Consider the following 12,904-nt stretch of genomic DNA (forward strand, 5'->3'; position numbering starts at 1 on the left):
GACCCGATTCGTTTCGACTTCGAGGAGTGTGTCATGGCCTTCATCGCCTTGCGGCAATTGCTGGATCACGCGGCCGAGCACGACTACGGCGTGCCCGCGTTCAACGTCAACAACATGGAGCAGATCCAGGCCATCATGCGGGCCGCGGAAGCCACCGCCAGTCCGGTGATCCTGCAGGCCTCGGCGGGCGCGCGCAAATATGCGGGCGAGCCGTATCTGCGTCACCTCGTGCTGGCGGCACTCGAAGCGCATCCGGATATCCCTCTCGTCTTGCATCAGGATCATGGCGCGAGCCCGGCGGTGTGCCAGCAGGCCATCCGTTCGGGCTTTACGTCGGTGATGATGGACGGCTCGTTGCTGCCGGACCAGAAAACGCCGGCGGCCTACGAGTACAACGTCGACGTGAGCCGTCGCGTGGTGGATGCGGCGCACGCCGTGGGCGTGTCCGTGGAAGGTGAACTGGGATGCCTCGGGTCGCTCGAAACGGGTACGGCGGGCGAGGAGGACGGCGTCGGCGCGCAAGGACAGCTCACGCGCGACGACCTGCTCACCGATCCGCGCGAGGCGCAGATTTTCGTCGAGGCAACCGGCGTGGATGCGCTCGCCATTGCGATCGGCACCTCGCACGGCGCGTATAAATTCAGCCGTCAGCCCACCGGCGATATCCTCGCCATCGACCGCATCGTCGAGATTCACGCGCGTATTCCGAATACGCATCTCGTCATGCACGGTTCGTCGTCGGTGCCGCAGGAGTGGCTCGCGGTGATCCGCGAATATGGCGGCGAGATTCCCACCACCTACGGCGTGCCCGTCGAAGAGATACAACGCGGCATCAGGCATGGCGTGCGCAAGGTGAATATCGACACCGATATCCGCCTCGCCATGAGCGGCGCGATGCGCAAGTCGCTGGCAAGCGCGCGCTCCGAATTCGATCCGCGCGCCGCGTTGAAAGCGGCCACGGCGGCGGCCAGCGCGCTGTGCGTTGAACGCTTCGAAGCTTTCGGTTGCGCCGGACAGGCCGCACGCATCAAACCGCTGCCGCTCGATGCAATGGCCCACCGTTATCACTAGGCTCTGCATCGGCACGCCATCAACCTGTTCACGAGGAGACGCCCATGCGCGACTTCCTGATTGCCCCTTCGCTGCTGTCGGCAGATTTCGCTCGTCTTGCTGACGAGATTCGCGACGTCACCGCGGCGGGCGCGGACTGGATTCACCTGGACGTGATGGACAATCACTACGTGCCCAACCTCACGGTCGGCCCGCTCGTGTGCGCCGCGATCCGGCCGCACACGTCCGTGCCGATCGACGTGCATCTGATGACCATGCCCGTCGATGCGCTGGTGACGAGCTTTGCGGAGGCGGGCGCGAACACCATCAGCTTTCATCCCGAGGCCTCGTTGCACGTGCATCGCACCATCGAACTCATCAAGAAGAGCGGCGCACGGGTGGGACTCGCGCTCAATCCGGCCACGCCGCTCTCGGTGCTCGACCACGTCATCGAACGGCTCGACGTGATACTCGTGATGTCGGTCAATCCGGGCTTCGGCGGCCAGGCGTTCATTCCGGAGACGCTGGACAAACTGCGAACCTTGCGCGAATGGGTCGACGCAACGGTGGAGCGCACGGGCCGCCCGTTGCAGATCGAAGTGGACGGCGGCGTGAAGGCGTCGAACATCGCGCAGATTGCGCAGGCAGGTGCGGACGTGTTCGTGGCGGGCTCCGCGGTATTCGGTGCGCAGGATTACGCGCTGGCGATCAGGGCCATGCGCGACGAGCTTGAACAGGTAGGGGAAGCCACGGAACTCACTGCAGCGCTGGATCTGATGCGCTGAAGACGTATGCCGCGTTCGCCTTTCACCGCTTCTTGGTCTCGCCCGGCGCGCACCACACCATCAGATCCTGTTCCGGCCGGTCAGCCGCGCAACCCCAATCGAGCGGCTGATCCTGATCGAAGCGCTTGCCGAGCTTCCACGCAATCTCCGCGCGTGCGAGTTGCACGCCCATATAGAACGCATGGCCGCCATCGGCTTCGAGATGCAGTTGCGGGTAGAGCGCGAACGGATCGCCCGCCACCTGGTGACCGTCACGGTTATAGACGTGGATGCCCTCGGCGCTCACCTGAACGCGAAAGTTCGGGTCGCGCACGCCGCGCGCCACGTCGTCGATTTCGGCCGCGCTATACGGAAACGGACGCTTCACATGCACCGTAGCAAGATCGCCATTGATGCCCTTCGGCAGGACATGCGCCTCGCGGGCGGCGTGCATCACGCGGCGTGCGACATCGGCTTCGCGAATCGCACGCCGTGCATGCAGACTGACCGAGGTGGTCAGCACCGCATTCACGCGCAACTCCGCGGCCATGCCGAGCAACACCGCGTTGATGCCGCTGGTGTCGGCCTCGGTCAGCTCGGTCACATTGCCAACGCCCATCATGATGCCGATGGACGGATAGCGTTCGCGCAGACGCACATAGCGTGCGACGGATGCGGCAAGCCCGAACGGAATCGGATCGAGGATCGGGTCGGCGAGAAATGCGCGGCCACGTGCAACGAGCGTGTCGATCGCGGCGTCGAGCGAGGCGGGGTCGCCCGGTTCGCGCGCCACCAGGATCGGCGTGGCGGGCACTTCATCGGCGATCCACAGCGTATCGAGATTCAGGCTCATCAGATAGTCGGCACCCGCCTGGCCGCCACGCAGCAGTTCTTCGCTGCGCATCGAATCGACACTCACGCGAAAGCCTTCGGCCTTCAACCGGCGCACCGCATCTTCGAGGTGCGGAAACGGTGTTTCGGGCAAACAGCCAATGTCGATCACATCGGCGCCCTGCGCCACATACTCGCGCGCACGCCTCGCGATGCCGTCGAGATCGAGGCGCGGCGCGTCGACGATCTCGGCAAAAATCTCGGTCTCGTAGCGCGACAGATCGAAGGGCTGCGTCTCGCGGCCGAAGAATTGCGGCAGATCCTTCACCTCTTCCGGACCGCGTTCGAAACGCGCGCCGTAGTGTTCGGAAAGCGCGTCGAGATCGCCACGGCAGCGGCCCGGCACGATCACGCGTTGTGCCGCGAGCGGCGCGGGCACGCGGCGGCGAATCATGTCGGCGGTCATCAATGCCGCCACCTGCAGGCCGATCTCGCGGATTTCCCAACTGAAGGGCGTGGGCGCCATGCCTTCGAGCACGCGGATCAGGTTCTTTTCGGCGAGCCGGCCAGTCAGGAAGACGATATGGTCCATGTCAGTACGCAGGCAGCGGCTGCAACGCGCGCAACGTGCGCGACGAACTTAAGGAACACCATTAAAACAACGAACCGAGGCAGCGCAACGATCGAAACAAGCAGAACCACCGTCTCATGGCACGGGCAGCGTCGCCAGCCGCTCACCGAGCGCGGCCTTGAGTTCATCCAGCGAGCGCACCAGTGTCGTGTATTCGAAGCGCGCGAGCCGCTCGACGTTCTCGAGTTCAATGGCGCGCGGCCGCAGTTCGACCCATTCGTTCGGACTTTGCGTGACCACGGTCGGCTCCGTGTCGCATGCAAAGACAATGCCTGGGATGCATTGCTTGCCGGCCTGCGCATACATATTGGTGGGCAGCGTATCGGAGATGCCGAACGCGCATTTCGCCACCGTGTTGCTGGTGGCCGGCGCAATCACCACCGTGTGATACATGCCGTGATAGAGCATGCCGACCGGCACGCCGCTCGCGCTGTTGTCGCGCAACACGCGGAAGTGTTTGCGCAGCTTCGGCAACGGCCAACCGTACAGCGGCAGGACTTCTTCGGCAGCGGCGGAGAGGAACAGGTCGACGCGCGGAATCTCGAGCGCGAGCGCGACGCACTCGTCGAGCAGATGACCCGAGCCCGTCACGCACCACGCAAAGCGCGCATCGGGCTTGAAATCCTCGAGACGACGGGCAGGCGCCTGGGTCATGCGTGCGTGATGGGCGGCGATGTTTCGTTAGGCGAATCGTTGGACGACATCTCGTCGGAAGGCTCGCCGTCGAGCGCGCTGCCGTCGTGTGAAAGACGGATGTGCAGCCGGCGCATCTTGCGGTAAAGCGTATTGCGGCTGATGCCGAGCGCCTTCGCCACGTTGCTGACGTTCCAGCGATGTTCGTCGAGCAACGTGAGCACGGTGCCGCGTTCGTTCAACTGGATCGCATTGAGCGCGGAGAGGTCCGCTTCGTCCGCGGGATGCGGATCGAGATCGAGCACCGCTGCACGCAGGGCGGCGGTGGCACTGCTCTCCGGGCTGCGCTGGGTAATTTCGATGGGCAGATGCTCGCAGCGAATAGGTTGGCCATCGCAAAGCGCGACGGCCATCTGCAATACGTGGCGCAACTGGCGAATATTGCCGGGCCACGCGTACGTGAGCAGCGCGTGCTCGGCCTCGGCGCTCAGATCGGGCGGGTCGTTATTGGTTTCGTTTTCGAGCAGATGATGAATCAGCGCGAGCTTGTCCACCCGTTCGCTGAGCGGCGGCAGATTCAGTTCGACGCCCTTCAGGCGATAGTACAGATCCTCGCGGAACTGTCCGCTATGCACGAGTTCGAGCAGATTGCGGTGACTCGCGCTGATGAGCTGAAAGTCGACCTTGATGGTGGTTTCCGCGCCGAGCGGCGTGACCTCGTGTTCCTCGATCACGCGCAGCAGACGCGCCTGCAAGGCGAGCGGCATGTCGCCGATTTCGTCGAGAAACAGCGTGCCGCTGTTGGCCTGCACGATCTTGCCGCGCCGTCCTTCGCGCTGCGCGCCGGTGAAGGCGCCCGCGCGATAACCGAACAGTTCGCTCTCGATCAGGTTTTCCGGCAGGGACGCGCAATTCACCGGCACGAACGGACCGGACGCATGCGGGCTGATGCTGTGCAGGGCCTGCGCGAACACTTCCTTGCCGGTGCCCGTTTGTCCGCGGAGCACGATCGGAATCTTGCGCTGCACGACGCGTGCGGCAAGCTGGATCTGCGAGGCCATACGTGGATCGCCGAACTCCAGATGCGCGATCTGGTCGAGCCGCGCCGGTGCCGGTCGTTTTTCGGCAACCGCGGCGCGCGGCGCGGGTGCGCTCACGGCGATACGGGTGCCGCGTTCCGCGCTGTTTTGCGGCGTCTGCGCAACGAGGAAGAAGCGGTTGGTCGCGTTGGTGCTGTACACCGTGACCGGATGGAACGAGCCGCGAATGCTGCGCGCGATCATGTCTTCGAGCGACGCGTTGAAGGCTTCCTCGATGCGCCGTCCGCGCAATTCGCTCAGGCTGCGAAAGCCGAGCTGAAAGAGGGCGCTGCGATTCGCGGCGAGCACGGTGCTGTCGTCGGCCACCGCGAGTTTGCCGCCGTGCAGGGTGCCGACGAATTCCGGGCGGCTATGAAAGTGGATCATGTTCGCGTGCCGGTAACGCGCATCCAGCAGGCGGTTTTCGATCATCTGCCGCGACATGCCGACCAGCACCAGCGAATGCTGTTGCAGCAGCTTGGAGCGGCTCGTCACATCCAGTACGCCGGCAATTTCGCCGCTGTCGTCGAAGATCGGCGCGGCGGAGCAGGTGAGCGACGTATAGCGTGGATAGAAATGCTCGTGCTGGCACACGGCGATGCAGTCGCGTTCGGCGAGGCACGTTCCCATGCCGTTGGTGCCGGCTTCGCGCTCGCTCCACAGGGCGCCCACGCGAAAGCCATCGGCGGCGACCGCTTCGGCAAACGGCACGGACGATACCTGATGGACGATCATGCCGCCGGCGTCGACCAGCACTACCGCGAGTTCGGGGTCGGCGAGCTGCTGATACAGCGTGGTCATTTCGAGCTTCGAGCACGCAATCAGGTCGCCCATGGCTTCGCGACGCGCACTTAGTTCGTAGTCCGTCAGGACCGGCGGAGCGACGAAACGGGACGGGTCGAGCTGGAATTCGTTCATGCAGCGTGCCCACGATTGCGCTACGGGCTCGCTGGTCGGGCGAGTCGCCAATTGATGATTGACGACGTTCAGAACTTCACGGACGTGCAAAGAGCTGTCAGTGAGCAACGACATGGGGTTTGTCTCCGTTGCGGCAGTTCGCGCCAGCCGGTTCGCATTGCATTGGGTGCTTTGCTCGACCATGCCCGTACGAGTGTCGCTTTTTCGATAGGGTCTTCCCCTGGCGCCGCGGTTTCTGGGTCCGTATGCGCACCGAGTGACCACCCTTATATCAGGCAGTGGCTTAAAACTCTACGCCGGATGTCGCCCAGGTTCAATAAGTAGTCGCAATAACCCTACTGGCTGCGCCCGATTTTTGCTTTTATGTCACCCACGCCGTTTCGAATTTTATTTGCCTGAAGCAGCGAACAGCGTGTGCCGGGTTTGGCGCAGACTGTGCCGCTTGTTTGCGCCGGCTGTGCCGGCCCGCCGGAGTGTAGTTTCGCGTGCGATTGCAGGCTGTCCGCTTTGCGTTTACCCGAATGCCGCGTTTGCATGTCTTTGCGTGCGCTGGTTAATTCACTGGCCTTTTTTATTCGTGACGCATTAGTCATTCACCTGGTTTTGGTTGGCTTTCTTTGCTTGGCTTTCATTCGCTACTGGTTTAGCTAATTATTTGCCGCACTGCGGCGGAGTTCATCATGGATCGTATCGACGCTGTTCGCCTCGCCCGTTTTTCCGCTGCCAGTACCGAGGCCGACGGCGCGGGCACCGCTGCGCCGTTCGACGCGCCGTCTGCCGGCATGCGGTCCGTGCGGATGGACGTGGTGTTCATCGAGAACTTTGTCGGCCAGACCATCATCGGCATCGACAGCAGCGAACTGCATGATCCGCAACCGGTGCGGATGAATCTCGCCATCGGCGTGCCGGCGATTCGTGCGTGCACGACCGATCGCATCGAAGACACCATCGACTACGCAGCGGTGCGCAGCGCATTGCATGCGTTGCTTGCGTCGCACGGTGTGCGTCTGCTCGAAGCCCTCGCGGAGGCGGTGGCGCGTTTGCTCATCACGGAGTTCGGCGCGCATTGGGTGCGGGTGGCGCTTGCCAAGCCTGCGAAGTTCGACGATGTGTCGGCGGTGGGCGTGCAGATCGAGCGGCAACGCGGTGACGTCCCGCAGGCCACGGCGGGACTCGCGGGTTACGCGTCGCTCGGGGCGGGGATGATCCCGGGCTGACGATCGGGCTGATGATCGGGGCGGACCGCGCCGGTCAAGCGGGCCGAGCCCCGCTCTTTTGGGCGCGAATCCTGGCGCGCATCTGGCCACTCAACTTGCCCCTAACAAGGCCTCGTCAGCCGCTCGTCAAGCAGCCATCAAGCAGGTCATCAAGCCGTTCATCACGGGCGACTCACTTCGCCGACGCCGTCTTGTCGTGCCCCAGTCCGCAACTGTGATAGGCCTCGGCCTGCAGCGTGCGGAATTTCTTCGTCTGCGCTTTAGCCTGATCGACCCGAAACTCCGAACCGCCTTCGCCGCCTAGCGTGGCGTACTTGGAGAAGGTCGACTGATCGACGAAATCCTCGTAGGACAGCGTGGTCGCCATCTTGTCGATCACGCACGAGCATTTGTAGACGTTGGCGAAATCGTGGCCGTTGTCGTCCATGCAGCTCAACACGTATTCGACGCGTCCCTGGGTGGGATAGTTATAGCCGCCCGCTGGCGCCGGCGCGGTCGCCGGTGTGATGGGCGCGTCGCCTTCCGCCCAGGCGAGCGGCGCGGCAAGCGCCACGCAGGCGCAGGCCGCCAGCACTCGACATCGTATGGTCATCTCATCTCTCTATCTCATCTTTCTATGAGAGGGTGCGTGTGACAGCGAAGGGCCGCTGTGACAGCGTACCCTCGCCGCATTCAGACGCACCCATGCGTCATCAGTTCGCCGCGAACGGATGCGCCACGCTGCTCTTTTTCGACACCACTTCCGCGGCGCTGGGTTCGCCAGCCACGGCGCGCTTGATCGCTTCGCGCGTCGCCTTGTAGTTGTACTCCTGAATCTTCTTGTCGTCGTCGGCCTGCCAGTGAATGAACACGCCCACGCACAGAAACAGGTCGTCGGCTTCGTCCTGCGGAATCGTGCCGTCCTCGACGCTGTCCGCTACCGCGAGTGCGACCGCATGTTGCGCGGGGCCGAACATCTGCACGGCCTGCTTGGCGCCCTTGATGGTCACCTTGTTGAACAGAATCGTGTTCGGTTTGGTGAGCAGGTTGGGGGCGACCACCGCCAGTAGCGACGTGAAGCCGTCCTTATTATTGGTGAGCGCATTGCAGAAGGCGATTTCCGCAGCCGAACCGCGCGGTCCGATCAGCAAGTCGATGTGTGCGACCTCATTGCCGTCGCCGACGAGCGACTCTCCTATCAGGACGCGATTGATCTTGGCCATTCTGTTCCTCCGATGAGTGGAATAGTGACTGCACGACTGACTGACATGCTGCGGCGACGCTCCTGTTTGTACGAACGCCGCGCGGCGGTTGATGCGCAGTGGCATTGACTAACAGGAACCGTGCCAATGCACGTTTGCTCGCCAGCGCGGCAGGTGGAGAGCGAGGCTCGGCGAAGAGAACGCACTAATGCGCGTGCGCTGCGGCAAAGCCGAGACAGATGCCGACGAATAGTGTCGCGACAGTCAGGTCCGCGCTGGTTCCGGGGTTGATGCCCTGAGCTTTCAGTTCGGCATCCCATGCATTCAACCTTTGGACAGCCGCGTCCAGCGGATTTTGTGCGGGCGCATGAAGGCATTGCGTGCGCCATGGCGTGTGCCGTTCACGTGCCGCAAGCGTGACACTTTGCGCCACGGCCGGACCCTGCTTACGCACAATGTGAGAGTCGGGCCAACCGGCGAGGAAGGTGAGAAACACATTCAGGGTGGCGACGTGCGGTTGAGCAACGGGGGCTTCGCGGAACGCGGCGAGTCCACTACCGAAGATGTCGTGAAAGCCGTCCGCGTATTGACGGGCGATGCTGTCGCGCCCGGCGGCAAGCGTCATCGCCGCGCGCAGGTCGACGGTGGGTGCAGTGTGAACCGACTGCTCGGGCGCCTCGCCCAGACCGCCCGGGTTGGCAAGCGCGATGGCGCGGTAGGCGAGACGCGCGTCGTCGAGATCGAGCCGTTCGAGGACGGCTTGCGTTGCCGCGCGCCAGCGTTGCGCCGTCAGCGGTTCCGTGAGGTCATCCAGCGCCGCGGCAAGCGGCGCGACGAGCAGCAGGATGCCAAGATTCGTATTGCAGCCCACGGCATCGCGCGTGTGCGTGACTGCATCGAGCACACGTTGTCCGACCGGTGCGCCGCGCCTCAGCAGCGCGGCGGCGGCCGCTTCCGCGCTGGCGATGAACTGGTCGGCCTGCATGCCGTGCCCGGCGCTTTGCACGCTGACGTTGCCCGGCTTGGCGGTTTCCACGTCGAGCCGGCAGGCCGTGAGGAACGCGCCGCGAACCTGCGCGGACGTCAGGAAGCAGGCGGCCTCAGCCATGACGTCCGTAGAGCGGCACGACGGCGCCGTCGCCGGTTGCTGCGCGTTCGGCGGCAGCCTGGCGGGACGCCGGCAGCTTGCGTTGCAGCAGATCGTCGACAAGCGCCGCCGCCAGATCGACCGCGGTGACCGATTGCAGGCCGCGCCACGCCGCCACGCCGTTGACTTCGAGCACCAGCGGGCGGCTCGCGTCGTGGGGATCGGGAATCAGATCGACCCCGGCGTAATCGAGGCCGAGCGCCTGGGTGGCGCGCACGGCGGTCTGGGCGAGCGGTAGATCGAGGTCCGCCGCTTTGCACACGGCACCCTGCGCGAAGTTGTGGATCCAGCCATTGCCGCCGACGCGCCGCATCGCCGCGACCGCCCGTCCACCAATCACGAGCACGCGCCAGTCGAAGCCGGGTTGCGCGCCGTCGATAAAGCGCTGCAGGTAAGCCACCTGCTGATACGGCTCGAGCGAAGGCAGCGGCGTGAGTGCGCCCGCACCGCGCGCTCCACCCGCACCGAGCCGCTTGAGCCCCTGTCCCTGCGAGCCGAACAGCGGCTTGAGCACCACCTGACGTCCCGCCGCCGCCTCGCGCATCACCACGCGCTGCGCGAAAGCGGCGGATTCCCCGGCCCAGGTGGGCGGGGTGGGCACGCCGTTGCGATGCAGCAGAAAGCTCGTCATCGATTTGTCGACGCTGCGCTCGATCGCCCGCGCGTCGTTGTAGACCGGCACGCCGGATTCACGCAGCGCGTGCAGGATGCCGAGCCGCAAGGTGACCTGTTCGAAGGTTCCGCCCGCGATGCCGCGCACGAACACCGCATCGGGCAGCGTATGGCCGTAGCCGGGCAGCATCAGGCCATGCGGCTGCCACGTGGTGTCGATGCGGCAATCGGCCAGATCGACACAGCGCGCCTCCACGCCGCGGGCGCGAAACGCCCGCTTGAGACGGCCCGTATGCCAGCCGGTCTCGTCGGTCATGATCGCCACGCGTAGCGCAGGTCGCAGGCCGGCAGGGTCCACGTCAGGCAGCGGCAGGTTCATGGCTGGGCATTCCATTGATCGTGCAGCAAGGCCGCGTCGACGCGGCCGCCGTGCCAGGTCTTGCCGCTTTCCAGGCTGCTCACCCAGACCTCGGCGGGCGCGAACAGCGCGGGGTCGATCTGATAGAAGTCGTAGTTAAAGGCCGTGAAAATGTCCGCGAAGGGCCGGCCGTAGTCGCGCGAGGTGGAAGCGGGCAACTCGGCGGCGAGCTGTTTGGCTGCCGCGTCGTGCTTCACCGTGAGATGCACGCGGCCGCCGTAAAGAATCGCGTCGTTGGTACGGCCCATCGCCTGAATGCCGTCCGGCGCGGGCGGCGGCAAGGGCGCCGAGCCGCCGCCTTCCACCACTTCGCTGAGCGGCACGCCGAGCACATGCGTCTTGTGCAACGCCACTTCGACGACGCGCGCCACCACCTGTACCGTTCCCGCGACAGAGTGTGTCGGTGTGGTGACGAGTGTCAGCCGCGCGGGAGAGAGGTTGCAGTCGAACAGCACCTTGTCGATCACCACCTGCGGCGGCAGACGGTCCACTTCCAGCACCAGCGCGCCACGTGTGTGACTGTCGTGATAATTCAGCTCGGCGAAGAGGGGCTCTTTGACGGCGAGCGCCCGTGCCGGACCGGAGCCGAGCGAGAAAAACTTCTTGCCGCCGGTCTGCTCTTTGGTCGCGGACAGACTCCACCCGGCGTACTGGCTGCCGAGGCAAGCGAGCACCGGCCACGACGTCCGCACCTCGATCATGCTGGGCCACAGGGCCTGCATATCCAGACTCTCGCGCACCGTCACATGGCCGAGGCCGCCCATGCAGATGCGGGCGATCAGCACGCCGGCCGCAACGCTGCCGGGTGCCGCGACGCCCGCGTCCACCAGCACGGTGCCGGCATCCGTGTGACTGACGCTGGCGCCGAAGCGCGCGGCGTCCTCTACCAGCCGCGTGACGAGACGCTCGCTGAGGGCGTTGACGCTCAGCGCGGCCGCTTCGGCCGGTGGCGTTGACGAAGCATCAGGAGTGGCACTGGATGAAGGCATAGTCGGGCTCATGGCAGGTTTCGATGCGTTGCAGGACGAGCACGCGCTGCGCGGCGAGCGCCTGTCGCACGGCGTCAAGCGAAGCGGCGCGCACGAGCAGCGTGCAGACCGGTTGCCCGGCTTCGATCCACGTACCTGGCATTGGCACGTCGCGGCAGCGCGGATCATGCAGACAGAGATCGCTGAAATGCTGGGAGGCGGCGAACGGCCTTGGCGCGAATAGCACCTGCTGGCCGGCGCGCCAACGGGACGGTGTTGACAAGGGCGGCCTTGCGGAAGTCGAAGGCGCTGCGGTTGAATGTGCTGTGGTTCTCTCAGGTTGCTGGCTCGAATCGGACGTAGGCAGGCGTCCATAGCGGCACGCCTCGATGTGGCAGGCGAGCAGTCCGCGCGGCCAGGTTTGCGGCGACGCGGTCTCGTAGAGCGTCATGGTCGACGAGGGACGTGTGTTGATTTCGAGCACTTCGAAGGTGTCGCCGTCGAGCAGAAAATCGCAGCTATTGATGCCGGTGAGGCCGGTTCGCGCACACAGCGCGGCAATCGCCGCACACACGCGTGCCGCGACGGACGGCGGTAGATCGACGGCGTCGAGCGGCCCGACGGAGCCGGCGTGCACGAAGCGCAACGCGCCCATCTGGCAGGTGAGCTGCTCGGCGAACCCGAGCACCTGCGCGCGGCCGCGGGCCGCGACGAACAGCGCGGACATCGGCCGGCCCTTGCTGTGCCGTTGAAAGTACGCACCTTGCGGCAAGTGGCTGAGCGAGGAGGCCGGTTCGATATGCGTGCCGCCGCAACCGTCCGCGTGTTTGATTAGCCAGGCGGGCGCGTCGGGCGTGACGGACGTGGCGTCGGCGCACGGCGTGGTACTCGCCGCGCTGCAAAGCGTGGCAGTGCCGGCGTCCCGCGTGATATTTGCGGCGCTGCCCAGCGTAGCGTCAGCCGTGATGCCCGGCGTGGCCTGCGCCATATCGGCTTCCTCCAGACGCGCAAACGCGACCGCAGGATGCGGAATCTCCAGCGCATCCAGCAACGCAAAAAAGCGCTGCGGATCGCGCACCTGGGCACTCGCTTCCACCGGATTGCCGATGAAGCGCGGCAGACCCGGCGTGCGGCATAACTGCGTGACGAACGGTTCGAGCCCGCTGCCGTCTATCCAGCCGAGCATCCCCGGCAAGCGCGCCGCACGTTCGAGCGCCGCCACGAGGCGTGCGTAGTCGATCGACAGTTGGCCGGCGCCGATGTCAAACCACAGTTCGGCGGCTTCGCGGGTATCGCGATCGCCGAACACATCCAGCGCGACCACTCGCAGCCCGGCCCGCGCGGCGGACTGCGCGAGCATCCGCGCGGACAGCCCCGCCACCGCCACGAAGGGCGCATGCGCGAGCGAAGGACGCGAGTTCATGGCGGTTCCATTAGCGATGACGATGGCGATGG

12 protein-coding genes are annotated in these 12,904 nt (G+C 65.0%); 3 read left to right on the top strand and 9 right to left on the bottom strand.

Annotated elements, in window-relative coordinates:
* Nucleotides 1–33: 33 nt before the first annotated feature.
* On the top strand, nucleotides 34–1,071 hold the full coding sequence (gene fba / locus D0B32_RS05935) for a class II fructose-bisphosphate aldolase (RefSeq protein WP_117332709.1): 1,038 nt from the start codon (nucleotides 34–36) through the stop codon (nucleotides 1,069–1,071).
* Nucleotides 1,072–1,115: 44 nt separating this feature from the next.
* Nucleotides 1,116–1,835, top strand: coding sequence for a ribulose-phosphate 3-epimerase (rpe, locus tag D0B32_RS05940; protein ID WP_117332710.1), 720 nt, complete (start codon nucleotides 1,116–1,118; stop codon nucleotides 1,833–1,835).
* Between the two features lie 22 nt (nucleotides 1,836–1,857).
* Here the strand turns inward: rpe and D0B32_RS05945 are convergent, their stop codons facing one another.
* The 3 genes from D0B32_RS05945 to D0B32_RS05955 all read right to left on the bottom strand — a co-directional run bounded on the left by D0B32_RS05945 (nucleotide 1,858) and on the right by D0B32_RS05955 (nucleotide 6,020).
* A complete protein-coding gene (locus tag D0B32_RS05945; RefSeq protein WP_117332711.1) occupies nucleotides 1,858–3,237 on the bottom strand; it encodes a DUF6513 domain-containing protein in 1,380 nt (459 codons plus the stop codon).
* A 114-nt stretch (nucleotides 3,238–3,351) separates the two neighbouring features.
* The gene (locus tag D0B32_RS05950; RefSeq protein WP_117332712.1) at nucleotides 3,352–3,930 is read right to left on the bottom strand and encodes a flavoprotein; all 579 of its coding nucleotides are present in this window, start codon (nucleotides 3,928–3,930) and stop codon (nucleotides 3,352–3,354) included.
* A complete protein-coding gene (locus D0B32_RS05955) occupies nucleotides 3,927–6,020 on the bottom strand; it encodes a sigma-54-dependent Fis family transcriptional regulator (RefSeq protein ID WP_117332713.1) in 2,094 nt (697 codons plus the stop codon). Before D0B32_RS05955 ends, D0B32_RS05950 begins: the two co-directional genes overlap by 4 nt.
* A 566-nt stretch (nucleotides 6,021–6,586) precedes the next feature.
* Here D0B32_RS05955 and D0B32_RS05960 point away from each other — a divergent pair.
* Nucleotides 6,587–7,123: a dihydroneopterin aldolase gene (locus D0B32_RS05960; RefSeq protein ID WP_117332714.1), complete on the top strand. Its 537-nt coding sequence runs from the start codon at nucleotides 6,587–6,589 to the stop codon at nucleotides 7,121–7,123.
* Nucleotides 7,124–7,295: 172 nt separating this feature from the next.
* Here D0B32_RS05960 and D0B32_RS05965 read toward each other — a convergent pair whose 3' ends face one another.
* The 6 genes from D0B32_RS05965 to D0B32_RS05990 all read right to left on the bottom strand — a co-directional run bounded on the left by D0B32_RS05965 (nucleotide 7,296) and on the right by D0B32_RS05990 (nucleotide 12,872).
* Nucleotides 7,296–7,715 carry a hypothetical protein gene (locus D0B32_RS05965; RefSeq protein ID WP_117332715.1) on the bottom strand — a complete coding sequence of 140 codons (420 nt, stop codon included), beginning with the start codon at nucleotides 7,713–7,715 and terminating at the stop codon, nucleotides 7,296–7,298.
* Nucleotides 7,716–7,815: 100 nt separating this feature from the next.
* Nucleotides 7,816–8,325 carry a formaldehyde-activating enzyme gene (gene fae, locus D0B32_RS05970; protein ID WP_117332716.1) on the bottom strand — a complete coding sequence of 170 codons (510 nt, stop codon included), beginning with the start codon at nucleotides 8,323–8,325 and terminating at the stop codon, nucleotides 7,816–7,818.
* Between the two features lie 184 nt (nucleotides 8,326–8,509).
* Nucleotides 8,510–9,412: a triphosphoribosyl-dephospho-CoA synthase gene (locus tag D0B32_RS05975; RefSeq protein ID WP_117332717.1), complete on the bottom strand. Its 903-nt coding sequence runs from the start codon at nucleotides 9,410–9,412 to the stop codon at nucleotides 8,510–8,512.
* The gene (locus D0B32_RS05980) at nucleotides 9,405–10,442 is read right to left on the bottom strand and encodes a RimK family alpha-L-glutamate ligase (protein WP_117332718.1); all 1,038 of its coding nucleotides are present in this window, start codon (nucleotides 10,440–10,442) and stop codon (nucleotides 9,405–9,407) included. The genes D0B32_RS05975 and D0B32_RS05980 overlap by 8 nt, the downstream gene beginning before the upstream one ends.
* Nucleotides 10,439–11,470 (bottom strand): methenyltetrahydromethanopterin cyclohydrolase, encoded by a 1,032-nt coding sequence (gene mch, locus D0B32_RS05985; RefSeq protein WP_117332719.1) that lies wholly within the window; start codon nucleotides 11,468–11,470, stop codon nucleotides 10,439–10,441. Before mch ends, D0B32_RS05980 begins: the two co-directional genes overlap by 4 nt.
* On the bottom strand, nucleotides 11,445–12,872 hold the full coding sequence (locus tag D0B32_RS05990; protein ID WP_259294891.1) for an ATP-grasp domain-containing protein: 1,428 nt from the start codon (nucleotides 12,870–12,872) through the stop codon (nucleotides 11,445–11,447). Before D0B32_RS05990 ends, mch begins: the two co-directional genes overlap by 26 nt.
* Nucleotides 12,873–12,904: the final 32 nt, after the last annotated feature.

Origin of the sequence: Paraburkholderia sp. DHOC27 (assembly GCF_003429005.1) — a bacterium.
Classification (GTDB): domain Bacteria; phylum Pseudomonadota; class Gammaproteobacteria; order Burkholderiales; family Burkholderiaceae; genus Paraburkholderia.

Bases quoted from the DNA above. Each gene is read 5' to 3' on its own strand.
- mch (WP_117332719.1), bottom strand. From the start codon at position 11,470: ATGCCTTCATCCAGTGCCACTCCTGATGCTTCGTCAACGCCACCGGCC.
- D0B32_RS05950 (WP_117332712.1), bottom strand. From the start codon at position 3,930: ATGACCCAGGCGCCTGCCCGTCGTCTCGAGGATTTCAAGCCCGATGCG.
- D0B32_RS05990 (WP_259294891.1), bottom strand. From the start codon at position 12,872: ATGAACTCGCGTCCTTCGCTCGCGCATGCGCCCTTCGTGGCGGTGGCG.
- rpe (WP_117332710.1), top strand. From the start codon at position 1,116: ATGCGCGACTTCCTGATTGCCCCTTCGCTGCTGTCGGCAGATTTCGCT.
- D0B32_RS05965 (WP_117332715.1), bottom strand. From the start codon at position 7,715: ATGACCATACGATGTCGAGTGCTGGCGGCCTGCGCCTGCGTGGCGCTT.
- fae (WP_117332716.1), bottom strand. From the start codon at position 8,325: ATGGCCAAGATCAATCGCGTCCTGATAGGAGAGTCGCTCGTCGGCGAC.
- fba (WP_117332709.1), top strand. From the start codon at position 34: ATGGCCTTCATCGCCTTGCGGCAATTGCTGGATCACGCGGCCGAGCAC.
- D0B32_RS05945 (WP_117332711.1), bottom strand. From the start codon at position 3,237: ATGGACCATATCGTCTTCCTGACTGGCCGGCTCGCCGAAAAGAACCTG.
- D0B32_RS05955 (WP_117332713.1), bottom strand. From the start codon at position 6,020: ATGTCGTTGCTCACTGACAGCTCTTTGCACGTCCGTGAAGTTCTGAAC.
- D0B32_RS05960 (WP_117332714.1), top strand. From the start codon at position 6,587: ATGGATCGTATCGACGCTGTTCGCCTCGCCCGTTTTTCCGCTGCCAGT.
- D0B32_RS05975 (WP_117332717.1), bottom strand. From the start codon at position 9,412: ATGGCTGAGGCCGCCTGCTTCCTGACGTCCGCGCAGGTTCGCGGCGCG.
- D0B32_RS05980 (WP_117332718.1), bottom strand. From the start codon at position 10,442: ATGAACCTGCCGCTGCCTGACGTGGACCCTGCCGGCCTGCGACCTGCG.